This is a genomic window from Candidatus Methylopumilus turicensis, from assembly GCF_000953015.1.
GTDB lineage: Bacteria > Pseudomonadota > Gammaproteobacteria > Burkholderiales > Methylophilaceae > Methylopumilus_A > Methylopumilus_A turicensis.
Genome location: NZ_LN794158.1, coordinates 152,869 through 176,783, shown reverse-complemented (window position 1 = coordinate 176,783; position 23,915 = coordinate 152,869). Strand labels below are relative to the sequence as shown.

Genomic DNA, 23,915 nt, shown 5'->3' with positions numbered 1-23,915 from the left:
GCCATCTCCAATTTACTACTGTTTCCATTCAAAAAATTAAACACTGATCATAAATGAGGTCAAAATAAAGTCTATCGCCAATACAGCTAAAGAGGAATTCACAACTGTTCTGGTGGTTGCACGACTCACGCCCTCAGCTGTTGGTGGGGCATCGTAGCCTTCGAATAAGGCAATCATGGTACATACGACACCGAACACTAGACTTTTAATCACCCCATTCATAATGTCATCTCTAAAGTCTACGTTCGCCTGCATTTGTGACCAAAAAGCACCATCATCAACACCAATAATGGGCACTGCGACAAAATAACCACCTAATACACCAACCATCGAAAACAATGCAGCCAAAATTGGCATTGAAATCACACCAGCCCAGAATCTTGGCGCAATCACACGTGCTACAGGGCTTACGGCCATCATCTCCATGGCAGACAACTGTTCGGTTGCTTTCATTAGACCAATTTCTGCGGTAATCGCTGTCCCAGCTCGACCCGCAAACAACAGTGCTGTTACTACCGGACCTAATTCACGCACCAAAGATAAAGCGACCAAGACACCAATCGCTTCAGATGAACCGTACTTCTGCAGTGTATTGTAGCCCTGCAAACCAAGCACCATGCCTACAAAAAAAGCGGAAACCAAAATAATGAGTAATGAAAGAACGCCTGTGGCGAAAATCTCACGCACAATTAAACCTGGGCGCTTAAAGCTCTCAATAAGATAAACCCAAATATAAAAGAACAGGCGAGTAGCAGCACCAATGCGCCAAATACCCGCTGTTACACGATGACCAAGTCCAACCAGCACCCGTGATAGCCCCTTAAGCATCATGGCCTCTTAACATTTCTTTTCTGTAGTCTGGGGCAGGATAATGAAAAGGAACTGGGCCATCCGCTTCGCCGTGCACAAATTGATGTACAAATGGCATTGACGAACTGCGCAGTTCATCTGGGGTGCCTTCAGCCACTACCACACCGCCAGACACAAAATAGATGTAGTCCACAAAAGTGAAGGTTTCATGCACATCGTGCGTCACCACAATTGAAGTCGCGCCAAGCGCATCATTCAAACTACGAATCAAATTACACACCACACCCATAGAAATAGGATCAAGACCAGCAAACGGCTCGTCATACATGATAATTTGGGGATCTAGCGCAACAGCGCGCGCCAATGCAACGCGGCGGGCCATTCCACCAGAAAGCTCTGTTGGCATTAAATTATGTGCGCCTCGAAGGCCTACCGCATTTAATTTAAGCATCACAAAGTCACGCACCATAGACTCTGGCAAGTTGGTATGTTCGCGAATCGGGAACGCGACATTTTCGAAGACGGACAAATCAGTAAAAAGCGCACCAAATTGAAATAACATGCCCATTTTGCGGCGCAATTGATACAAACCATCACGGCTTTGCTCGTGCACGACATCGCCGTCAACACGTACTTCGCCCAAGTTAGGCTTGAGCTGACCACCAATCAAACGAAGTAAGGTGGTTTTGCCGCTTCCGCTACCGCCCATAATGGCCACCACCTTGCCACGTGGAAACACCATATTGATGCCCTTGTGCAGCAATCGGCCTTTGTAGCCAAACGATAAGTTATCAATTTCGACGATGTTGTCGGACATAATATTGCGCATTAAAAGTATTTCGTTATTTTAATGCATATTGAGTGTGATTGATAATAGAAATGAAAAAGCCCGCCGAAGCGGGCTTTTGTTTACTTCTAATATTCTAGAATGATTGGCAAACGGTATAAGCGCCAGTTGTAGTAGTTGTAATAACTGCAGGGGCTATTGCAGTTGCTGGCGCAGCTGAAGTTGCAACTGCGCGAATTGATCCCGTTGAGGTATTACCATCATCAATAGTCGTGTCAATTTGCAAAGCATATTTGGCATCTATACCAGACGAACACATAAAATATGTGCCTGGCATTCCAGTGATAGGAGTAGTTGCAGAAACACCGATACGCCCTCCGTTAGAATTTGATGGGACAAAACTAGACATATCAGTGCCAGTTGGAATAACAGTTGGGCCTGGTGCTAAACCAGCCAATCGAACATGCTGCCAAAATAAAATGGACTCATCTGCTGCAGTATTGGAATCCCATACACCATTAATCACGCCATCTCCACTGGTGGAGCCTGTCGAATTTGTTGCAGAGGCGCCCAAATGTGTTACTGCGGACTTATCATCGCCAGGCATTGCCTTGAACTTATCTTGATAGCCGTAAATATATACAGGCACATTTCTAAAATCAGCAGCCAAATTTTTTACTTTGGCGCTATTAATGAGCTCCTGCCCCTTCAGCACCCCGCCCAGCAACAAGCCAATAATCACCAGCACAATAGCTAATTCAATCAGTGTAAATCCAGCATTTTTTTTCATTTTATTCATTCCCGCCTTTCAAGACATTGGTATGGTGTTGATCAGAACCACGATTTAATTGCTTAGAAGCCATCTGTGCACGGCCTAAGATTCAATATTTTCAAATAATAGTTTACTGAATAAACCAATGCAACATAATGATAAATAAACATTTTAATTGTTAAATATTTAACAATATACGACAGGTTAAAAGGTGTGAATTTAAGCCATAAAAATGCGGTTTAATAAAATAGAGAGGGGTAAACAAAAAATCCTGCATCATCAGTAAATACTGACGAGTGCAGGACCTATAGGGAGTTATAAAGCTTTATAAAACTATAGCGTACCGTAAGAGTGCAGCCCTGAGAGAAACATATTCACCCCCAAGAATGCGAAGGTTGTAACTAGCAAACCAATAAGCGCCCACCAAGCCAGCATCGGGCCACGCAGACCCTTCACTAAACGTAAGTGCAGCCATGCCGCATAGTTAAGCCAAACAATAAGCGCCCATGTTTCTTTTGCATCCCAAGACCAATAACCACCCCAGGCCTCTGCCGCCCAAACTGCACCCAAAATAGTAGCGATGGTAAAGAATGCAAAGCCTACTGAAATCGCTTTGTACATCAAGTCATCCAGCACATCCGTTCCTGGTAAACGAGACGACATCACACCTTTTTCAGCAAGCAAATATGCAATGGCGACCATTGCAGCTAAGGAGAAGGCGCCGTATCCAACAAAATTCGCTGGCACATGGATTTTCATCCAATAAGATTGGAGCGCAGGCACCAAAGGTTGAATACCATTAGCGTGACGACTAAATGTGTACCAAAGGATAAAGCCAACAGCTGCACTCACCACCAACATGACAAAACCACCCAACTGTTTAGTGGCGTAGCGTTGCTCGTAATATAAATACATCAACGAGGTGATGAGACAAAACAGAATGAACACTTCATACAAGTTACTGAGTGGGATATGGCCAACATCGGGTGCAATTAAATATGACTCATACCAGCGCACCATTAAGCCTACAAAACCCATCAATACTGCCGCCCATGTGAGACTAGTTGCCACCTTGCCAGTAAATGTAGAGCGTGCAAATAGCGCAAACCAATAAGTGAGCATGGCCAATACAAACAACACATTCATCCACATGACAGCAGTCTGACTGCCTATCATGAACTTTAAGAAGAACACTTGATTTGCCCGCTCAAGATCTCCTTGGTAAAGATTGATAGAAAACAAACTAAGGGCAGCAATGCCTACGAGCAGAAGACGAATCGGCTTCCAACACCAACCTAGCACACTAAAAACAACCCCCGCCCCAAACAAGAACGTTGTTTCGTAAATGTCCATGTAGGCATTGTATTTTGTATAGGCAAAGATCGTTGCCGCCATCAGCACCATGGCATAAAGCCAATCCTTCCAGCCTAGCTGGCTAAAAAATGGTACAGGGTCATTATTTATATTGGTAGGGCTTGTATTTTGCTTCGTCGCCATGGCGTTATCCTAAAATGACTTTTGATATTTAACGTTGTAAGAGTGCTGACAGTTGACCTTGGTAGCGATTAAATTCAATCTCAAAATCGCGATTTTTCCGGTTTGCTGACATCGCAAATAACACGCTCTTTTCAGGCTTGATTAGCAACCAAATCCGTCTCTCGCGAATATAAATCATCGCAAAGATTCCCAACACGAGTAAGACAGAACCCAAATACACTAAGTTCTTACCTGGCGAACGGGTTAACTGCAAACCGCTTGCTTCGCGCTGTTCAAATTTAGTCATCTGCAAGTAAATTGGCTCACCATAAAAGAACAAATCACTGATCGCATTAAGTGAGTCTTGTAAGAATGTCTGCGTACTTTCATCCACTTTTGCATTTTTAATCCCAGCACGCTCCTGACCAACTTGATAAGCTTCAAAAGCAGCGCCCGTGATGATCTTTATATAAGTTTGAGCTGCAGCCTCACGTTGCGCCTGAGGGACAGAGGCATCGATTAGTTTAGCAATTTCGGCAAACCCACCATCCGCAAAAGCACCAAGTAACTGAACAACACTTGCTTCAAATTTTTGTTTAACCACCAAGTCATCAGTTGGCTTGAGCGCTTTTAGTGCGAATCGACGTGCTACTTCTTGATGAAGTCCTTTATTAAAAAGGACTGCACGCGTGCGCATAAAGCCCTGAATCTCAAAATTACTGTCGGCTGGAACGCGAAGGTATTTAAACTCTTCTTGAGGCGTTGAACGCATTCCTGAAACAAAATAGTATTTACCATCTAGTTGCAATGGCTGCATATAGTTCACATACTCTTTCGCTTGGCCAGCACTATCACGCACCTTAAAAGTCACATTTGGACCAACATTGTGTGGCTTCCCTTTTCCATCAGGGCTTAAGTTTAAGATATTGAATTTGCGAAAATCAATAAACTCGAGTTGTAATGCACCATCGCCTTCACCAAACATCGTCTTTCCGAAAATATTTCCTGCCAAAGGAATAGATTTTGATGCAGAACTTAGAATCCCCCAGACATCAAAATTTAAGTGTGTGCCGCCATCTTGAAAGTCAGACTGGTAAATTGCGATCCCTTTATAAATCAAAGGATGATTCACGCTAATCGTCTGCTTAAGCGGCTCTTTTAAGTCGGGATCAATAATCACCAAATCACTTTCAAACGACTTTGGCTGCCCTGTGGGGTAATGCTCAATTCTAAAGTCTGTGAGTGCAATACTAAATGGCAACTCTTGCACCATATAACCATCTCGCACACGCTGAAATGCTACATCAGCACTTGCCCCTTCAGGGAGTGTCATGTTCGCTCTAAAAGATAAATTACTAACAGACAGTCGACTTTTCTTCGGGACTTCACTTGCTGGGATGTCTCTAGATTCGACTGTTTTGTTGCCAAACAGCTCTTCAATTTTGAGAGGCACATTGCCATCCATCAAGCCACCAACACAAATAATGACAATTGCGGCATGGGTGAATATGTAGCCAAGACGTTGGTAACTGCCCGCCTTAGCGGCGATTAGCTCACTGCCATCCTTATGCTTAACGGTTCTAAATCGGAAACCACGTGCCTTTAAAAAGTGACTTAAGTCTTGCTTGGTTTGATCAAAATTTTGAGTGCTTGTATATTCATGCTGGTGACTAAAAGCCCTGAGAGATTTCTCCGTAACATGCTCACGATAAGCACGCAGTTCTTTGAGCATCAAGGGGGTATTGCGATAAATACAAAGACTGGTAGATGCCACCAAAAAAACCAAAATAACTAAAAACCAAGCACTGTGGTAAACATCATAGAGCCCCATCATTTCAAACATATCAAACCAAAATTGTCCGAATTGAATGACATAATTGGCATAGGGCTCATTTTGTTTGAGCACTGTTCCAATGATCGAAGCAATTCCCAAGACCGTTAATACGCTCACCGCAAAGCGCATGGAGCTTAGTAGTTCATAGAGTCTTTTAGAGTTCGTCATTAAAAACTTTCAACCAATATTGAAGTGAAACTTATGATGAAATTGCCCGTGAAGGAGCAGAGTTGCATACCAAAAAATTAAGGGTGGCAGCGCCACCCTCATTTACTTGGTAACACTTAGTAACCAAATAGTTTCAAATTAATGCAAACCTTGAATGTAATCTGCCACTGCAGCCATTTCAGCGTCGGAAAGTTTTGAGGCAATCATTCGCATGACCTTAGCGTTATCATTTGCACGCTCTCCTGCATAGAAAGCTTTCAGCTGAGTCACAACGTACTCTGCATGTTGACCAGATAATCTTGGAAACTGAACAGGAATGCCAGCGCCTGTAGCGCCGTGACATGACGCACAAGCTGGAACACCAACACTGGCAATCCCCCCACGGTAAATTTTTTCACCTAGAGAGCCTGCGACGTTCGATTTTGCACTACCAACTTTACCTTTTTGCGCGCCAAAGTATGCTGCTACATTGGCCATATCTTCAGCCGAGAGACCTGCAGCAATCCCTGACATGACAGCATTTTTACGCTCGCCAGATTTAAAATTGGCTAATTGCTTCGCAATATACTCAGGATGCTGCTGCGCAAGTCTAGGATTGCTTGTAATGACGCTATTGCCATCAGCACCATGGCAGGCAGCACATACGCCAGTCACAATTTTCTCACCCGCAGCCGCATTGCCAGCTGCTTGCGCAGTTGTAATAAAACCAACAAACACTAGGACAATTGCTAATACGTTACCGATTTTCATGCTTATTTTCCCTTAAACCTTGTGACTGATACATTTACAATAATTAAAACATTTTATCGAAAATCGCCTAATCGTGGTAGCATTTTCGGCCTTGAAAGGGTTATCTTATGCCGTTGTTCCAAAATGCTACGTTTTACATTTCCGCTCACCACCTCCGCGATCTGCCTGACCCAGTTGGCATTGAAGTTGCATTTGCTGGACGTTCGAATGCGGGTAAATCAAGTGCGCTCAACACCTTGGCTAACCACAATCGTCTGGCATACGTCAGCAAACAACCTGGCCGGACCCAACTGATTAACTTTTTCAGCTTAGGCAACGACCGCTTTTTAGTCGATTTACCAGGCTACGGCTATGCAAAAGTACCGGCATCGATGCGTGCACATTGGCAAATGACCCTATCAAAGTACCTCAGCCAACGCAGTACATTATATGGCTTAGTGTTGGTGATGGATTGCCGTCATCCACTCACTCCACTTGACCGCCAAATGTTGGACTGGTTCTCACCAAGTGGCAGACCTATTCATGTATTACTTACAAAATCAGATAAATTATCACGCAACGCTGCCAACCAAACCTTGCAAGCGGTGAAAAAAGAATTACAAAGCATTTGGGGAAATTGTACGATTCAACTCTTCTCAAGCTTGAAAAAACAAGGCGTAGAAGAGGCTGAAACCGTCATTGGTGCTTGGCTTAAAAACGACCCTTTATTGTCTAATGAAAATCAAATCCCAGACGCCGTGGCCTAACTTAATTCCACGATTTTCAAATTTGGTCAGCGGACGATAAGCTGGTTTAGGCGCGTAATCATTTGCTGAGTTAGTCAGCAATGGCTCGACTTTCAAGATATCTAACACCCATTCGGCATATTCTTGCCAATCAGTCGCTACATGCAAGTAGCCCCCTGATTTCAATTTTGAACATAATAGCTTCACGAACTCAGCTTGAATTAAGCGGCGTTTGTGGTGACGTTTTTTATGCCAAGGGTCAGGGAAGAAAATATGAACGCCATCCAAGCTAGCGTCAGCAATCATATGATTGAGCACATCCACAACATCATGCTGAATGATGCGCACATTACTCAACGACTTCTCACCGATTAATTTCAGCAAACCGCCAACGCCAGGCGTATGCACTTCAACGCCTAAAAAATCTCTCTCTGGCATCCCTTCTGCAATCGTCGCTGTGGTTTCACCCATGCCAAAACCAATCTCCAAAACTTTCAAGCTTTCTGACCGACCAAAAGTTTTGGACAAGTCTAAAGCTTCAGGGATGTAATCAATGCCAAATGTTGGCCAATGATCAGCAAGCGCCTTTTCTTGCCCTTTTGTCAGGCGACCTTGGCGCAATACAAAACTACGAATACGACGCTGTGTGAGGTCTTCTTCTAGTTCAATGTGTGGGGTGTCTTTATTCATGGGCGGCATTATACGTGAAGCTACAAGGTATGCGATTTATCCCCGCTGGAAAATCCAATATAAGGTATGTCTAGATTTTTCTCAAAGCCAATAACTTTAAATAAATCGCCCATTTCAGCCGGTGACAATAACTTCTGAGCCGAAGCAACTAATGGTAAATAGTTCGCTGAATCTTCTGCAGGAATGCTTTGAAGTAACTCGGTAATGCCTGCATTAATTAGAAACTGCGCCTGTGTTAAAAAGCCGATCAATTCCAAACCATTGGCCACGCCTGCTTCTGCAATCCTGGTAAAATCAACGTGTGCAGTGATATCTTGCAATCCCAAATAAACCAAAGGATCACCATGAGCGCGGTGGCGATAATGACACATTAAAGTGCCTTGATTGCGTTGCTGATGGTAGTATTCCGCACGAGAAAAACCATAATCAATCATCAGCAGCATGCCGCTTTGCAGGCTATTAGCCAGGCTAGAAACTAGGCCGGTTGCGGCCAGACAAATTTCGGTTGTGTAGCCCTCCATTAAATCAAGGGTTTCGACAAAATCTTTTAATACGGGTAGCGACACAGGCTTTTCTTGCCAAGCCAACCCTTCATGGGCTGAAACCACTCCCAATTCAGAAACGCCCTCAAGCGTTTTTTTAATCATATGCACAGGCAACGCGTCTAAGACTTCATTAGCAAACATCAGCCCATTAAAATGATCGGGCAATGCATCCAACCAAACTATGCGCTTCATTAAATCATCCGGCAAAGCAGCTTTTAAAGTAGATTGCTGCACTTCACGTAAATGAGCGCTCACCTCTAAAATCATGTACCGTGTTGGCAACTGTTCGAGCTTGGCCAATTCAAGCAGTAAATCTTTAGCCAAACGGCCTGTACCTGCTCCCAGCTCTAAAATATCACCTGGCTTGTTTTGTAGTTGAAGCACGTTTAAGACTTGCTGTGCTTGCCTCGCAATCACTTGTGCAAATAAAGGTGAAATTTCTGGTGCTGTAACAAAATCGCCACTTAAACCGAACTTTTTAGCACCGCCACTGTAATAACCAAGGCCAGGGGTGTACAAGGCGGCGTCCATTAACTGGGCGAAGTTAATCCAACCTCCATTGCTTGCGATCAGCAATTGGATGGACGCAAGCAATGCCACACTGTGTGCGACTGCATCTGAATCTGGTTGCGGGAATGAAGTGTGCATAAAGATTAGATTATAATTGCAAGAGATAAAATGTCAGGAAAAAACGTGAAAGACAGCTTACAAAATAAAGTTATTTTAATCACTGGTGGCGCTAAACGCGTTGGTGCGTCTATTTGCAGACTGCTGCATGCAAACGGCGCAAACCTGATGATTCATTACCGCAGCTCGGTCAATGAGGCCCGCGCACTTCAGGCCGAGCTAAATTTACAGCGTCCGAACTCCGTTGCCATTATTCAGGGGGATTTACTCAACTTGTCCATTTTGCCAAGTTTGGTGCAAGAAAGCATTCAACATTTTGGACGATTAGACGTGCTGATCAACAATGCCTCGAGTTACTACCCAACTGAAATTGGTGATATCAAAGATGAACAATGGCAGGATTTAATGGGCTCAAATTTAAAAGCACCTTTATTTTTAGCGCAAGCGGCAGCGGATGAGCTTCGTAAACAGCATGGGTGCATTATTAATATCACGGATATGCACGTTGAACGACCCAAGAAAGGCTACATCATTTACAGTGTCGCCAAAGCAGGGCTTGTAACGCTGACCAAATCTTTGGCGCATGAATTTTCACCGGATGTTCGTGTTAACGCGGTGGCCCCAGGACCTGTGATGTGGCCTGAAGACAACCCTCAGTTTGATGAGCTCTATCGTCAGCGCGTAATTTCTCAAACCTTATTAAAACGCATCGGGGAACCAAACGATATTGCAAAAGCGGTAAAATTTCTTATTCAAGATGCGCCTTTCATCACTGGTCAAATTATTGCTGTTGATGGCGGCCGCTCTCTTAACCTCTAAAATTAGTTAGTATTAAATGATTAAACATCTCCCAGACAACGCCTCTAATACATTTATAAGACTCCGCAATAGCCTAATAAGCGCAACAGGTAAGGCGATTGGCGATTACAACATGATCGAAGATGGTATACTGTTTTGGTTTGCATGAGTGGGGGCAAAGATTCGCATGCAATGCTCATGATTTTATTAGCACTGCAAGAGCGCGCGCCGATTGATTTCAAAATTATTGCAATGAATCTGGATCAAAAACAACCTGGTTTTCCTGAGGATATATTGCCCGCATACCTAGCAAAGCTTGGTGTTGAATATCGCATTGTGGAAGCGGACACTTATTCCATCGTAAAGGAAAAGATTCCAGAAGGAAAAACCACCTGCTCCTTATGTTCTCGCTTACGTCGTGGCGTCATTTATCGCACGGCTAAAGAGTTAGGCGCCAATAAAATCGCCTTGGGCCATCATCGCGATGACATCGTTGAAACTTTATTTTTAAATTTATTCTTTGGCGCAAAAATGAAAGCCATGCCCCCCAAATTAGCGACCAATGACAGGCAAAATATTGTGATACGTCCACTGGCTTATTGTGCTGAAAAAGACATTGCCACTTACGCTCGCCAAATGGGCTTCCCCATTATTCCTTGCGACCTTTGCGGGTCACAAGAGAATTTACAGCGACAAAAAGTAAAAGACATGCTCCACGCTTGGGAGTTGGAACAGCCTGGACGCGTGAATAATATTTTCCGAGCTATTGGCAACGTTGAACCTTCACATCTCGCAGATACGAATTTATATGACTTTAAAAATCTCAGCCAAGCATCAGCAGAAGATGAAGATCCGTTGTTTGGTGATATTGCCGAGAAAAACAAGCCAGATGGCGCATTAAGCTTGGGCACAAGCGAAGGAACGCGTATTGAGTTTGTGCGCAATCTTTAGCAATAAAAACAGTATAGTTTAAGCAATTCTTGAAAAAATTATTTAAGATCTTGCGTCTCTGTCCTTGTATAGACTAGGTTTTACTCTTATCATCCCCCCAATTAGCATCATTCTTATAAAGCCCACATGTCAAAACTGTTGATTGTTGAATCCCCTTCCAAAGCCAAAACACTTGAAAAGTATTTGGGCAAGGAATTCAAAGTACTTGCCTCTTATGGCCATGTGCGCGACCTCATTCCAAAATCTGGCGCGGTAGATACTGACAATGATTTTGCGATGAAATATGAAATTATCGATCGCAACTCAAAACATGTCGATGCCATTACCCGTGCAGTCAAAGATGCAGACGCTATCTACCTCGCAACCGATCCGGACCGAGAAGGAGAGGCGATTTCTTGGCACATCGCAGAGATTTTAAAAAGCAAGAATCTCGTTAAAAACAAATTAATGAAGCGTGTAGTTTTTCACGAAATCACTAAAACAGCCGTACAGCACGCGATCGATGAGCCACGCGATATTCTGATGCCGCTCGTTAATGCACAACAAGCACGTCGGGCACTTGATTACTTAGTGGGCTTTAACCTTTCTCCTCTGTTGTGGAAAAAAATTCGTCGCGGCCTATCAGCTGGTCGGGTACAAAGCCCAGCACTGCGTTTAATTGTTGAGCGTGAGCTTGAAATTGAAGCGTTTAAGAGCCAAGAATATTGGTCTATTCACTTAGAATCACGCAAACATCAGCATGCTTTTGATGCAAAATTGATCCAACTTGATGGGAAAAAAGTTGAGCAATTCACCGTCATCAATCAAGATCAACAAGCAGATATTGTTGGTGAGTTACTCCTTAAAAGCGCAGGAAAAACCACGGTTAGTCGCGTTGAGAAAAAGCAACGCAGCCGAAGCCCAGCTGCGCCATTCACAACATCAACGCTACAACAAGAAGCCGTTCGTAAACTAGGATTTACAACGAGTCGTGCAATGCGAATTGCACAACAGCTTTATGAAGGCATAGACACTGGTGGCGGTGCAGTTGGCTTAATCACTTACATGCGTACTGATTCTTTCAGCTTAGCTGCTGAAGCAATCGCGCAGATTCGTGGCTATATCAAAGATAACTATTCGGCTGAATATCTACCTAAGTTACCGATTGCATACAAAACTAAATCAAAAAATGCACAAGAAGCCCACGAAGCGATTCGCCCTACTGATATTTCACGCACACCAACAAGCGTTGAGCAGTTCTTAACACCAGAGCAGTTCAAGCTTTATGAAATGATTTGGAAACGCTCTGTAGCATGCCAAATGGCGCCTGCAAAATTTGACGCAGTCAGTGTTGACTTGTCCGTTGGTAGCGATGCCAATTTGTTCCGCGCCACAGGTCAAACCCTTGTATTCCCTGGATTTATGGGCGTCTATATGGAAGGCGTTGATGATGCGGAAGAAGAAAACGAAACGAAATTACCTGTACTAGAAACTGGTGAAATTTTAGACGTACAAAAGATTTTTGGTGACCAACATTTCACAGAGCCTCCTCCTCGCTACGGTGAAGCTAGCTTGGTTAAGGTCCTCGAAGAGTATGGCATAGGCCGCCCTTCAACTTATGCAAGCATCATTTCTACCCTGCAAGATAGAGAGTATGTTTTATTAGATAAAAAACGTTTTACGCCTACTGATGTTGGTCGCGTAGTGAATAAATTCTTAACAGATCACTTTACGCGTTATGTGGATTATGACTTCACTGCCAACCTTGAAAATAAACTGGATAGTGTTGCAGATGGCGAGCACGAATGGATTCCGCTTCTAAAAGAGTTTTGGGATGGCTTACATAAGCAAATCGACGACAAAAAAGATGTCGAGCGCCCAGGCACTGAACTCATAGATGAAGCTTGTCCAAAATGTGGCAAGCAACTCTCCAAACAACTCAGCCGCTACGGAAGTTTTATCGGTTGCACAGGCTATAACGATACTCCGAAATGTGACTACAAGCGCAATGTGGATGGCGCTGCTGCCATTAGTAGTGAGCCAATCGTCATGGGCTTGGATGCTGCGTCAGGCAAGGACATTTTATTACTGAATGGCCCATATGGCCCATACCTTCAACTTGGTCTACCAGAAGCGGATGCGAAGAAGAAACCTAAACGTGTGAGTATTCCTAAGGATATTCCATTTGCAAATGTTAATCTGGACATCGCTTTGCAATTAATCGCATTGCCTCGTGACTTAGGCTTGCATCCGGAAACCAATAAAAAGGTGATTGCTAACATCGGTCGCTTTGGCCCTTATGTCAACCATGATGCGAAGTTTAAATCCATCCCCAAAACGGATAGCGTATTTGATATCGATTTACCCCGTGCAGTTGAATTACTTGCACAAGCAAACACAGGACCAGCGCCAATACGTGAGCTTGGAAATCACCCAACAGAAGATGGTCAAATTGCAATATATGCAGGACGCTATGGTCCATACGTTCAACATGGGAAGGTCAGAGCGACAATTGCAAAAAGCGAAGATCCTGAATCATTAACTTTAGAAGAGGCACTGGAACTTTTGGCTGCAAAAGTGCTAAAAGATGCGCCAGCTAAGAAAAAACCGACGGCCAAGAAAGTTGCAGCGAAAAAGACAGTCGTCAAAAAAGCCGTTGTGAAAAAAACTGCGGTTAAAAAAGTAACGCCTAAAAAGACAGTTGCAAAAAAAGCAGCCGTCAAGAAAACAGCCACTGAATAATACCTTGGCTAAAAAATAACGGATGCATGACATAAAAAAAGCGGCTTAACAATTAAGCCGCTTTTTTTATGTGTGCCAGACTAACTCATACTGGGACTGAAGTTACGTGCTTCCATCCACTTGCGAATACGTTCAGCGTCACCGATTCTGGAGAACTTACCCATTGAATCAAGAAAAACAAGTACGACTGATTTTCCAGAAATCTCGGCCTGCATGACCAAACAACGACCTGCCTCACTAATATAACCAGTTTTGGACAATCCAATTACCCATTTCTGACTGTTATTACGCACCAATAAATTGGTATTAGAGAAGTTCACAGGATTACGATATCCATGCACATTAAATTCATGCGAAGCGGAGGTGCTCACTTGCCTGATTTGTGGGTAGCTGTATGCTGCACGCACCATTTTCGAAAGATCTGCTGCTGTCGATATATTTTCACTATGAAGACCTGTTGAATCGACAAAATGACTGTTCGTCATCCCCAATGCCCGCGCTTTCTCATTCATGGCAGCAACAAAACCGTGAATACCACCAGGATAATTACGGCCAAGAGCGGAAGCCGCCCTATTTTCTGAGGACATAACCGCCATATGCAGCAACTCAGCTCTTGTTAGTTGAGAACCAACTGGCAATTTTGAACTTGAGCCTTTAAACATATCCACATCTGCATCTGTCACTTCCAACACTTCATCCATCGGCTGATGCGCATCCAACATCACCATCGCCGTCATTAACTTGGTCACTGAAGCAATCGGTGTTTGCGTATTAATATTTTTGGCAAAAATAATCTCACCAGTCGCTTGATCCATCACCAAAGCCTTTGCGGATGCAAGCTGAGGCTCGCCAGCAGCCGTGACACTCTCCTGATTAAATTGTGAATTCAGACTCGCTTTTTGAAAATATTTTTTATTAGATGCCAATAGTTTTTTATGAGAAGCGAAACGTTTTTTACTGGAAACGATTGGTTTTTGACTTTTAGAAATAGCATGCGTTTTAGCATCAAGCTGGTGATGAACGCGGTGTTGATTTTTTTTAGTCGAGGCCTCGACCGTGCTAAATGGCAAAGCCATTAACAACACAAGACTGAAAGCTATTATTTTTGATGTCATAGGATGACCCCTATTTGTTAAATCCTTAACAATGTTAACTAAATTATGTTGATTTGTCATTAAGATAGCGCATATTGGTAAGCTATTTTATGAGAGTGATTAATATTTATCCATTTTATTTCGTTTATGGGAGAATTAAGTCTTAATAGTTTTGGTCATAACCAGCATGAAAATCGACAATCAGTTACATTACTCTCGCGAACATCTTTGGGTTAGCATCAATCAGCAAGGTGAATATATCAGCGGAATTACAGATTACGCCCAAGATTTACTGGGCGACATCGTTTTTGTGGAGTTCCCTAAAGTTGGTGCAGTATTAGAAGCAGGACGGCCGTGCGGCTTAGTTGAGTCTGTCAAAACCGGCTCTGACTTGCATGCACCGATCGATGGTGTAGTCACCGCAATCAATGAGAGTCTGCAGGTCAATCCCGAGCAGATTAACGATGCCCCCTATAAAACATGGATTTTTAAATTCAAGCCTAACAATCCTGATGACATCATGCAACTTCTCGATGCCAAAGCCTATGAAACAATGCTTGGCTGAGCCAACTAACTTTCATCTACTTGGTGACGCGATGTCACCAAGCGAACAGACCGAATCATCGCCTCAATTTCAGCATTTACTTGCGCACTTATTTCTTGTCGCATTGTTGGCAATTCGTTCTCAAAAGCATCCTTTATCCTATCTTTGAGCAGTTGCTCAAGTTCAGGAAGGTCACATTTCAAGCCTGATTCAAATCCGTCCTTGGTTGTTTGGGCAAACTCAGACATCTCAGCAAGCAAATCTGTTTTTACTTGCATGGAAGCTAACGCATAGATGCTTGGCAAGGTCTCATTCATCTTAATGCCAAGCTCTTGGCTTGCATCCTCTTGAAGACTGTTTAGCTGTTGTGCAAGGGCCAGCTTGGCTTGCTCTAGGATGGATTGATAGATTTCCGGGAGCTCGAGCGCTAAATCATCACGCATTTTATCGAGCGTTGCTTCGTGGAAGTCAGAGATTTTTTGTTGCAAAATATCCGTCACTTTTTCTATTGTAGCCGTTTGCAAGTCATTAAGCCGCGCATTGACTCTCTCGATTAGACCGCTTTCAAGTTGCGGCGCAAGCTGTTCAAACGCCTCGCGCAATAACATCAAAGATTGTGCTTGAAGCGAAGATAGTTTTTCAACGATATCTGCTTGAAAAAACTCTGCTCTCGCATGATAAATTTGTGGAACTTCTGTCGCTAAATCTGCTTTTAATTTATCTGAGAAATCGCGCATGTCATGCATTAACGTTTGCTGACTTACTTCTAAAACGCTAGTCATCTGCGCTTGAAATTCTTCACTTAATGCGGGTTTCAACTCCTCAAGAATTTCACGCTTAAGCTTTTCACTTTGCTGATCAAGCGCGGCCTCTGTTAAAGCCTGATCTAGACGAGGCTTTAGTTGCGCCATCGCGTACTCAAAGAATGCAGGGGTTAATACTGGGGAATCCGCAGTACTGAAGACTTCAGTGAGCACGGGAATATCTTTATATTTTGATGCCATGAGATTCTCGATTAATGAGATTTTTTTCGCTAAACAATCCGACCAAGTGCATCATAGTTTTTAATTTCATAGCCACGGTCCCGATAAAATTTATATCGAATACGCGCCTCAATCTTTTCCTCTTCGCTTGTACCTACCACCTCGATCAATCGTCTAAAACGACTAAAAAAAACTGGTTGTGGATGTTGCATATTAATAAGAACCTCATCGTGTGGAGGTTCATCAACACGCCAGTCCACAATGATAGGGGTTTGTGCCGCCAAAGGATGATGCGCTGGGTGATTAGGCAAAAACTGCTGAGGCAAGCGCCACAAATAATCCTGTATTTGAAGCGCCGCCTCATTTGTTTGCGTCAGCATTAGCAACTTAACATTTTTTGCGATGGCTTTTTCGCTTAACTCAGCGAGCTTCTGTAACTTATCTTCCACATTAAAGAAGAACTCCACTCGCGTCATCAGAAACTAAGCCTTTTCTGCACGATGCTTGAGGAATTGTGTGAGCAAAGGCACTGGTCGACCTGTGGAGCCCTTTTCTTTGCCAGACTTCCAAGCCGTTCCAGCGATATCTAAATGCGCCCAATGATATTTCTTGGCAAAACGAGATAAGAAACACGCAGCGGTAATACTACCGCCCGCGCGCCCACCAATATTGGCAATATCCGCAAAATTACTATCCAATTGCGACTGATACTCTTCCCACATCGGCATGTGCCAAGCACGATCCAATGCAGTTTCACCTGCCGATAAAATCTCTTTTGCCAATCGATCTTGATTACTAAATACCGCACTTGCATGATGTCCGAGTGCAATGACACAGGCACCAGTGAGTGTTGCAATATCAATCACAGCCGAGGGATCAAATTTTTCAACGTAAGTTAATGCATCACACAGAATCAAACGGCCTTCAGCATCCGTATTCAATACTTCGATAGTTTGACCTGACATGCTGGTTAATACATCACCTGGACGAATGGCATCTGCATCTGGCATGTTTTCACAAGCTGGAATAACACCAATCACGTTCAAGGGCAAATCCATTTCCGAGATTGTCTTGAATGTTCCTAACACACTAGCAGCGCCACACATGTCATACTTCATTTCATCCATGTCAGCACCAGGCTTAAGAGAAATCCCACCTGTATCAAAGGTAATACCTTTACCCACTAGCACCACAGGCTTTTGATCTTTTTTGCCACGTAAATGCTGAAGCACAATTAATTTAGGTGGCTGAACACTTCCTTGCGCAACACCAAGGAACGAACCCATGCCCAATTTCTTTAATTCTTCGCGCTCTAATATCTGCACCGTGAGGCCATGGGTTTTTACCATCGCTAATGCCTGCTCTGCTAAGTAAGTCGGGGTACAAATATTAGGCGGTAAGTTGCCAAGATCCTTAGCAAAGCTAACGCCAGAAGACACCGCAAGACCATCCTTCAAAGCAGTTTTTGCCGCTTGATTGTCGTCAGCCTCAGCTACATGCACTTCTAATCGCGTAATGCCTTTAGTGATGCCTTTATCAGCCTTCTCTTTTTTACCTTTCATGACATCAAAACGATATAAAGCGTCATTCACAGCCTCAACCGTTTGTGAAATTTTCCATGTAGCATCTTGTTTTTTATCATCAGCATTCAGTACATCCGCTTCCACCAAAAAACTCGCTACGTCATTAGCACCTGTTTTAGCAAGCGCCTTGACAGAAGCAATCAGGGCTTGACGAAAGCCCTTCTCAGACAGCTCATCATGCTTACCCAAGCCAGCTAACAGGACGCGTTCAGCATGAATGCCCCCGACGCTTTGTAACAGCAAAGTTGATCCTAGTTTTCCATCCATATCACCACGCTTCAAAACAGCATTGATTAATCCATCAGAGACGGCATCAATGGATTGAGCCGCGTGACTGAGTTTGCCTGATTCATAAACACCAACAATCACACAATCATTACGTTGTTTTTCCGGTTTACCACTTTTTATGCTAAATTCCATTGAATAGATCCTTTTCGCTTAATATCGGTGAATTATCCTGCGTTTTGGTTTGAAATCAAAATTTTGTACGAAATCATTTTTTAAATGCATTTATTACTCAGCCTAGCAAAAGAAAAAGTCCAGCATGATCTTTAAACGATCACTTTCTCAAGAACTGCTTCATACTGCCATTGGTGCATTTGCAGTGCTATTCGGCATTGTCATCGCGCAGCGTGTGACTTATTACATCGGCATCGCCGCAAACGGTGGTATTGCAAGCAATGCCATCAATACGCTTCTTGGCTTTAGCATGCTCAAATTCTTGCCTATGCTACTTTCACTCACGCTTTTTCTAGCTGTCTTACTTACATTGACTCGCCAACATCGAGACAGCGAAATGGTCATTTGGTTTAGCTCGGGGCAAGGATTAGCTGCTTGGATACGGCCCATCTTAACTTTTTCCGGCCCAGTCATTGTGCTCATTGCATTTTTAAGCTTGTTTGTTACTCCTTGGGCAACCAACAAAAGCGCCGATTATAAAACACAACTAAAAAAGCAAGATGAACTTGCCACGATTACTCCTGGAGTTTTCAAAGAGTCAAAGCATGCGAATCGCGTTTATTTTGTTGAAGCATTTGATCAGCTTGGTACAACGGTTAAGAATATATTTATTCAGTCGATACAACACCAGCAATTAGGGGTGATTGTTGCTAAAGAAGGTCATCGTGAAACAATGACTAATAATGATAATTTCCTAGTCATGCTCAAAGGCCGGCGATATGAGGGAAAGCCAGCTTCATCTGAATTCTCATCCACTACTTTTGAAAAATACGCAGTACGCATTGAGGCTAAAGAATCTAAAGAAGCCCCCGTTGTCATTGTGCAGGCCCTCTCAAGCAAGGCATTAATGAGTGAACATACGCCTGCTAATAATGCCGAGATCCAGGGGCGCATCGCCATCCCCATTTCTGCTTTAGTTTTAGTATTGCTTGCGATTCCTTTGAGCTTTGTAGATCCGCGTTCTGGCAGAACTGGCAATATGGCGATGGCGATTCTGATCTATATTGTCTATAACAACATGATTAGTATTATGCAAGCTTGGCTGGTGCAGGGACACCTTAGCCCAATGATCGGATTATGGCCCGTTCACTTAATGTTTACATCGCTGACCGCTTATTTATTCTATCTAAGAGCATTTCAACTTCCTATAATACCAAGATGGTGGGGAAGATGAGCCTATTAAAAATTAACACGGTTGATCGCTATTTAATCAAGGAGACAACCACTAGTATTTTGCTCATCATGGGTGCGCTGCTTGCCATGTTTGCTTTCTTTGACTTACTTCAAGAGTTGGAAAGTGTCGGCAAAGGCTCTTATGGCATAGTAAAAATTGTTGCGTTCGTTTTGCTCAGCACCCCAGGACACTTTTATGAGATTGTTCCAGTTGCCGTGCTTATCGGTAGTATCTACTCACTAGGTCAGCTATCCAGAAATTCTGAGCTGATTATTCTGAGGGTCAGCGGTATGTCCATCCTCAACATAGGCATGACCCTCATCCGCATTGGTCTTGTGTTTGCAGTGCTTACTTTTGTCGTTGGTGAAATGATTACACCCATCAGCGAAAAAACTGGCCAACGTATGCGGATTAAGGCGATTGACTCTGTTATTGCGCAAGATTTTCGCTCAGGACTGTGGGTGAAAGATGGTAAAAATTTCGTGAACGTTGAGCAAGTGCTTCCTGACGCACAACTTGTGAACATCCACATTTATGAGTTTGACGAAAACTTTGAAATGAAAGCGATCAATCAAGCGAAGACAGGTACTTACAATGGAGAAAGTTGGGACTTAACCGACCTCACGCAAACGAATTTAGCAAAAACGAATGTCGAATCAACTCATTTAGCGCAATCAGAATGGAAATCACTTATTCGGCCTGAATTAATGAGTATTCTATTGGTGGTGCCAGAAAAAATGTCTGCTTGGAATTTATATTCCTATATTTCACACTTGAATAAAAGCAAACAAAAGACATCACGCTACGATATTGCCTTGTGGGCTAAGATAATCTATCCGTTGGCTTGCTTAGTGATGGTGTTACTCGCACTTCCTTTTGGCTTTTTGCAACAGCGGTCTGGTGGTGCAGTGAACAAACTTTTTGCAGGGGTATTACTGGGGATACTTTATCAAGTCCTCAATAGAGTATCCCTCCATTTGGGTTTGCTTAATGATTGGACTGCATTGACCAGTGCTGTTTTACCAACGTTCTTGTTCTTGATGACGGGAATTTTTATGCTGATATGGGTTGAGCGTCAATAATTTCAGATGCGCTGAAAATGACTCACTTAAGGCGCTGCTTTTTTCGGCAACATCACTAATCGTCCACCAGCCAAGCGATCGTGCAGAGACAAACCCTCACGATCAAACAATGCCCAAATAAAGCCCAGTCCGAAAAACATCAAACTAAAAGTGGCCAGTAAATAACGTTTTGAAGATTGTTCGAATGACAATAGCTGACCATCTCGACCGACCAACTTTACACGCCACGTTTGCATTGCTAATGTCTGCCCTACTTTTACCCAACAAAACACAAAATAAATCCCTGCTATCGACCAAGAATAAAGAAAAAATAAGTGTTGTTGAAAACCGGATTGCGGATCGCCAAATAAGGCACGATAAATAATTCCCGTCACAAACAAGAGTGTGAAGACCAAAATGCTTTCGTAAAGCATGCAGGCAGCGCGTTTTAATAATGAAACTGACTGCATTTACCGCTCGATTTCTTCTATGCCGAAAATTTCAGGATGTTGCGTTCTTAATTGCTGACGCTTTTCCGGCGATGCCTCTCGATATACCCGCCAGTGCTGACGAAGCTCTTCTTTTTTTTCAGGAGGCAACGATTTGAATTGATGGAAGCGTTTACGCGCGTTCTCACGTTCAAAAGGCGTCATTCTGCTCCAACTATTCAATCGCTGCTGGACGCGCTCCTGACGATCTGGCGTCATTTTAGGATACTCATGCGCAATCTCGAGCATTCGCTCACGTTGCCACGGCCTAAGGGTGTCCCAATCTTCCGCTAGTGGCGCCAACACTTTACGCTGGTCCTCATTAAGAGATGCCCAAGGTTTTAAAGTCCCATCATCCGCTCTGACTAAATGACTCAAGAGAACAGTCAATGCGAAAACAATCAATATTAACTTGCGTTTTGTGATAGCCATGTATCAAAAGCCTCATTCAAATAAGCCTCAGGCGGGAGATCTGAAGACAATAAATCAGCATCTTCTTGGCCATACACCTCTTGATTAGTCATGTTTTGTAAAGTTAATAATGCAACAAGACCGAGCCCACCCATCATGACGGTCATTAATAAGCGATACTGATGCCAATAACCACCGAGCAATACTAACATCCCATTTTGGCTGATTGACATGCCAGAGGGAGATTTTGCCATCTTAGCAAGCGCTTGTTGACGCGCGTAATTAAGCTTAGAGGCGGTGCTCTCATCTATATTTTCACATTGTTTATTCAACATTAATGCAATTTTTTTAGCCAGCTGCTCATCTTGCAGCTCTAAATTTTTCTGTTCAAGCTTCATCATTCACTTCTTTCTTTACCAATCGATGATTAGCCAACATCTTTTCAACTAAACCATGTTTTTCTAAAGTGCTTGCCATCGCACGGACTGCACGGGAACAGTGTGTTTTTACGCTTCCTTGAGAACAACCCATTGCTGTCGCTGTTTCAGCAACATCCATATCTTCCCAATAACGCATGATAAAGGCTTCACGTTGACGCGTGGGGAGTTGATGTAATGCCTCTTCAATTAAACGCATTGTTTGACGTTGTTCAAGCTGAGCCTCAGGCTCGTCTTGCACATTTCGGTTAGATGATGTCAGCATTTCAAGTGGATCGGACTCTTCACCATCTTCGCCGGGCACACTAAAAGAAGAAAGTAAGGTAGTCCAAATATTTCTGACTTTCTGACGACGCCAAAAATCACGCATCGTATTTTGTAATATGCGCTGAAAGAGCATAGGAAGCTCGCTTACAGGCTTATCCGGATACTTTTCCACAAGCTTCATCATTGCATCCTGCACAATATCCAAAGCTGTATGTTCGTCCCGAACGGCGTAAGCCGTTTGCTTAAAAGCCCTTCGCTCAACCTGCTCAAGAAAATCTGATAGTTCATGTCTTGTTGCCATTTGTCTTAATGTATCGCTTTCAAGCCAAAAAGCAAAGTAGATTGCTTGCGTGTTAAGAGATTAAATATTCTGATTGTTAGCTAGGCCATAATTTAGCTACAATCTACGACAGTTTTATAATAACCAAAAACTCATGACCACAAAACCCACCTGCCTGATTGTTGACGACGAACCTACCATACTAAAATTTATTGCGGCCAGTCTCGAGAAAATGGGTATAAAAGCAGAATGCAGCGAGACTGTTGCTGATGCAAAGCATTTAATTGCACACCGTCATTACGACTTGTGTTTGACAGATATGCGTTTACCTGACGGCAATGGTCTTGACTTGGTGAAGCATATTGGCTTTCAACAATCGGGCTTACCTATCGCCATCATGACTGCATTTGCTAACGCTGATAATGCCGTATCTGCATTAAAGGCAGGCGCTTTTGATTATTTGAGCAAACCGATTGAATTGCAACAATTACAAGCATTGGTTCGAGCCGCACTTAAATTTGGACAAAGCAATGAGCTGCGTCATGCGAAAATTTCCCTGCTCGGAAATTCAATTGCTATGCAGCATGTTAGGTTGGCACTTGAAAAGATGTCCCACAATCAATCCCCGCTATTCATTACAGGCGAGCTAGGTACTGGCAAGGAAACTGCCGCAAGATTATTGCATTTAAATAGTCTGAGACGTGAACAGCCTTTTATTAAGGTAAATTGTGCAGCACTTCATCTCGACAATGCTGAAAAAGACTTTTTTGGATACACGAAAACGAATCCTCAAGATCCAAAAAAGGAACATGAGGGCTTCTTGAAAAAGGCTATAGGCGGCACGCTTTTTTTAGATAGCATTGATAAATTACCAATTTCTATTCAAAACAAACTCATTGATTTCATTGAAAATGAAACCCTAGACATCCGATATATTGGAGCCACACATCAAGATATTCAGGCGCTAATAGAACAAGGTATTTTGAACCAAAAATTTTACTACCATATCAATGTCATGAGTCTTCAAATGCCGGCATTGCGAGAAATCACAGATGATATTCCCGTGGTTGCTCAACATTTGCTTGTTAAGATTGCTGAAGCATCTGGCGAAAGCCCTGTCACTATTTCCGATAGCGCACTCAATAAATTAAAAAACTGTCGATTTGTTGGCAACGTTAGGGAATTGAAGAATACATTAGAGCGAGCATTTGCTTTATGTGATGGCAAGCAAATTACGACAGAGGATCTACACATCAAAGAGCAGATCGCACTGCCCGAATCAGCGACACTTGATGTTACAGCGCTATCACTCCCAAGTTATTTGGAGAAAATTGAGAAGCAGGCGATTAAAGAGGCTTTAGCAAAAACAAAACAAAACAAAACGGCAGCAGCAAAATTACTGGGCGTTAGCTTTAGGACATTACGTTACCGCCTCGCTAAACTTGGATTTAGTAAAAGCGATGAGGACTAACAATAAAAA

23 protein-coding genes and 1 pseudogene are annotated in these 23,915 nt (G+C 43.2%); 8 read left to right on the top strand and 16 right to left on the bottom strand.

Annotated elements, in window-relative coordinates; genetic code table 11:
- Positions 1–36: 36 nt before the first annotated feature.
- From mlaE to BN1209_RS00910, 6 genes are all read right to left on the bottom strand, one after another.
- On the bottom strand, positions 37–828 hold the full coding sequence (mlaE, locus tag BN1209_RS00935) for a lipid asymmetry maintenance ABC transporter permease subunit MlaE (protein WP_171816524.1): 792 nt from the start codon (positions 826–828) through the stop codon (positions 37–39).
- Entirely contained in the window at positions 821–1,627 is an 807-nt protein-coding gene (locus BN1209_RS00930) for an ABC transporter ATP-binding protein (protein WP_045751877.1), read from the bottom strand. Before BN1209_RS00930 ends, mlaE begins: the two co-directional genes overlap by 8 nt.
- 106 nt (positions 1,628–1,733) lie before the next feature.
- Positions 1,734–2,387 (bottom strand): prepilin-type N-terminal cleavage/methylation domain-containing protein, encoded by a 654-nt coding sequence (locus tag BN1209_RS00925; RefSeq protein ID WP_045751876.1) that lies wholly within the window; start codon positions 2,385–2,387, stop codon positions 1,734–1,736.
- A 315-nt stretch (positions 2,388–2,702) separates the two neighbouring features.
- Positions 2,703–3,773 carry a c-type cytochrome biogenesis protein CcsB gene (gene ccsB, locus BN1209_RS00920; RefSeq protein ID WP_338140343.1) on the bottom strand — a complete coding sequence of 357 codons (1,071 nt, stop codon included), beginning with the start codon at positions 3,771–3,773 and terminating at the stop codon, positions 2,703–2,705.
- A 121-nt stretch (positions 3,774–3,894) separates the two neighbouring features.
- Positions 3,895–5,847 (bottom strand): cytochrome c biogenesis protein ResB, encoded by a 1,953-nt coding sequence (locus tag BN1209_RS00915; protein ID WP_231855138.1) that lies wholly within the window; start codon positions 5,845–5,847, stop codon positions 3,895–3,897.
- Between the two features lie 138 nt (positions 5,848–5,985).
- Entirely contained in the window at positions 5,986–6,597 is a 612-nt protein-coding gene (locus BN1209_RS00910; RefSeq protein WP_045750545.1) for a c-type cytochrome, read from the bottom strand.
- Positions 6,598–6,704: 107 nt separating this feature from the next.
- Between BN1209_RS00910 and yihA the strand changes: the two genes are divergently transcribed.
- Complete coding sequence (yihA, locus tag BN1209_RS00905) at positions 6,705–7,343, top strand: ribosome biogenesis GTP-binding protein YihA/YsxC (RefSeq protein WP_045750544.1); 639 nt, start codon at positions 6,705–6,707, stop codon at positions 7,341–7,343.
- On the opposite strand, the gene trmB is transcribed toward yihA, so the two are convergent.
- Together trmB and BN1209_RS00895 are read right to left on the bottom strand one after the other, a co-directional pair.
- Positions 7,302–8,012, bottom strand: a complete 711-nt coding sequence (trmB, locus tag BN1209_RS00900) for a tRNA (guanosine(46)-N7)-methyltransferase TrmB (protein ID WP_420885815.1) — start codon at positions 8,010–8,012, stop codon at positions 7,302–7,304. The genes yihA and trmB overlap by 42 nt on opposite strands.
- A gap of 20 nt (positions 8,013–8,032) precedes the next feature.
- Positions 8,033–9,205 carry a class I SAM-dependent methyltransferase gene (locus BN1209_RS00895; RefSeq protein WP_045750542.1) on the bottom strand — a complete coding sequence of 391 codons (1,173 nt, stop codon included), beginning with the start codon at positions 9,203–9,205 and terminating at the stop codon, positions 8,033–8,035.
- A gap of 30 nt (positions 9,206–9,235) precedes the next feature.
- On the opposite strand from BN1209_RS00895, the gene BN1209_RS00890 reads away from it, so the two are divergent.
- From BN1209_RS00890 to topA, 3 genes and pseudogenes are all read left to right on the top strand, one after another.
- Positions 9,236–10,003 (top strand): pteridine reductase, encoded by a 768-nt coding sequence (locus BN1209_RS00890; RefSeq protein ID WP_045750541.1) that lies wholly within the window; start codon positions 9,236–9,238, stop codon positions 10,001–10,003.
- A gap of 16 nt (positions 10,004–10,019) precedes the next feature.
- A pseudogene (ttcA, locus tag BN1209_RS00885) lies at positions 10,020–10,933 on the top strand (tRNA 2-thiocytidine(32) synthetase TtcA).
- A gap of 126 nt (positions 10,934–11,059) precedes the next feature.
- Positions 11,060–13,654 (top strand): type I DNA topoisomerase, encoded by a 2,595-nt coding sequence (gene topA / locus BN1209_RS00880; RefSeq protein ID WP_045750540.1) that lies wholly within the window; start codon positions 11,060–11,062, stop codon positions 13,652–13,654.
- An 80-nt stretch (positions 13,655–13,734) separates the two neighbouring features.
- Here the strand turns inward: topA and pbpG are convergent, their stop codons facing one another.
- A complete protein-coding gene (pbpG, locus tag BN1209_RS00875; protein ID WP_045750539.1) occupies positions 13,735–14,769 on the bottom strand; it encodes a D-alanyl-D-alanine endopeptidase in 1,035 nt (344 codons plus the stop codon).
- A 166-nt stretch (positions 14,770–14,935) separates the two neighbouring features.
- Between pbpG and gcvH the strand changes: the two genes are divergently transcribed.
- Positions 14,936–15,313, top strand: coding sequence for a glycine cleavage system protein GcvH (gene gcvH / locus BN1209_RS00870; protein WP_045750538.1), 378 nt, complete (start codon positions 14,936–14,938; stop codon positions 15,311–15,313).
- Positions 15,314–15,318: 5 nt separating this feature from the next.
- Here the strand turns inward: gcvH and BN1209_RS00865 are convergent, their stop codons facing one another.
- From BN1209_RS00865 to BN1209_RS00855, 3 genes are read right to left on the bottom strand one after another with little or no spacing between them, the layout of a single operon-like run.
- Complete coding sequence (locus BN1209_RS00865; protein ID WP_045750537.1) at positions 15,319–16,296, bottom strand: hypothetical protein; 978 nt, start codon at positions 16,294–16,296, stop codon at positions 15,319–15,321.
- A 29-nt stretch (positions 16,297–16,325) separates the two neighbouring features.
- On the bottom strand, positions 16,326–16,751 hold the full coding sequence (locus BN1209_RS00860; RefSeq protein ID WP_045750536.1) for a DNA polymerase III subunit chi: 426 nt from the start codon (positions 16,749–16,751) through the stop codon (positions 16,326–16,328).
- Positions 16,752–16,757: 6 nt separating this feature from the next.
- Positions 16,758–18,278: a leucyl aminopeptidase gene (locus BN1209_RS00855; RefSeq protein WP_045750535.1), complete on the bottom strand. Its 1,521-nt coding sequence runs from the start codon at positions 18,276–18,278 to the stop codon at positions 16,758–16,760.
- Between the two features lie 124 nt (positions 18,279–18,402).
- Between BN1209_RS00855 and lptF the strand changes: the two genes are divergently transcribed.
- Together lptF and lptG are read left to right on the top strand one after the other, a co-directional pair.
- Positions 18,403–19,491, top strand: coding sequence for an LPS export ABC transporter permease LptF (gene lptF / locus BN1209_RS00850; protein ID WP_045750534.1), 1,089 nt, complete (start codon positions 18,403–18,405; stop codon positions 19,489–19,491).
- Between the two features lie 11 nt (positions 19,492–19,502).
- On the top strand, positions 19,503–20,573 hold the full coding sequence (gene lptG / locus BN1209_RS00845; RefSeq protein WP_144402573.1) for an LPS export ABC transporter permease LptG: 1,071 nt from the start codon (positions 19,503–19,505) through the stop codon (positions 20,571–20,573).
- A 26-nt stretch (positions 20,574–20,599) separates the two neighbouring features.
- On the opposite strand, the gene BN1209_RS00840 is transcribed toward lptG, so the two are convergent.
- From BN1209_RS00840 to BN1209_RS00825, 4 genes are read right to left on the bottom strand one after another with little or no spacing between them, the layout of a single operon-like run.
- Positions 20,600–21,022, bottom strand: a complete 423-nt coding sequence (locus tag BN1209_RS00840; protein ID WP_045750533.1) for an RDD family protein — start codon at positions 21,020–21,022, stop codon at positions 20,600–20,602.
- Positions 21,023–21,472, bottom strand: coding sequence for a DUF3106 domain-containing protein (locus BN1209_RS00835; RefSeq protein WP_045750532.1), 450 nt, complete (start codon positions 21,470–21,472; stop codon positions 21,023–21,025). It abuts the gene before it with no gap.
- The gene (locus tag BN1209_RS00830; protein ID WP_045750531.1) at positions 21,448–21,852 is read right to left on the bottom strand and encodes a DUF3619 family protein; all 405 of its coding nucleotides are present in this window, start codon (positions 21,850–21,852) and stop codon (positions 21,448–21,450) included. Before BN1209_RS00830 ends, BN1209_RS00835 begins: the two co-directional genes overlap by 25 nt.
- Entirely contained in the window at positions 21,839–22,456 is a 618-nt protein-coding gene (locus BN1209_RS00825; RefSeq protein ID WP_045750530.1) for an RNA polymerase sigma factor, read from the bottom strand. The genes BN1209_RS00830 and BN1209_RS00825 overlap by 14 nt, the downstream gene beginning before the upstream one ends.
- Positions 22,457–22,589: 133 nt before the next feature.
- Between BN1209_RS00825 and BN1209_RS00820 the strand changes: the two genes are divergently transcribed.
- Complete coding sequence (locus tag BN1209_RS00820; RefSeq protein ID WP_045750529.1) at positions 22,590–23,906, top strand: sigma-54-dependent transcriptional regulator; 1,317 nt, start codon at positions 22,590–22,592, stop codon at positions 23,904–23,906.
- Positions 23,907–23,915 lie beyond the last annotated feature (9 nt).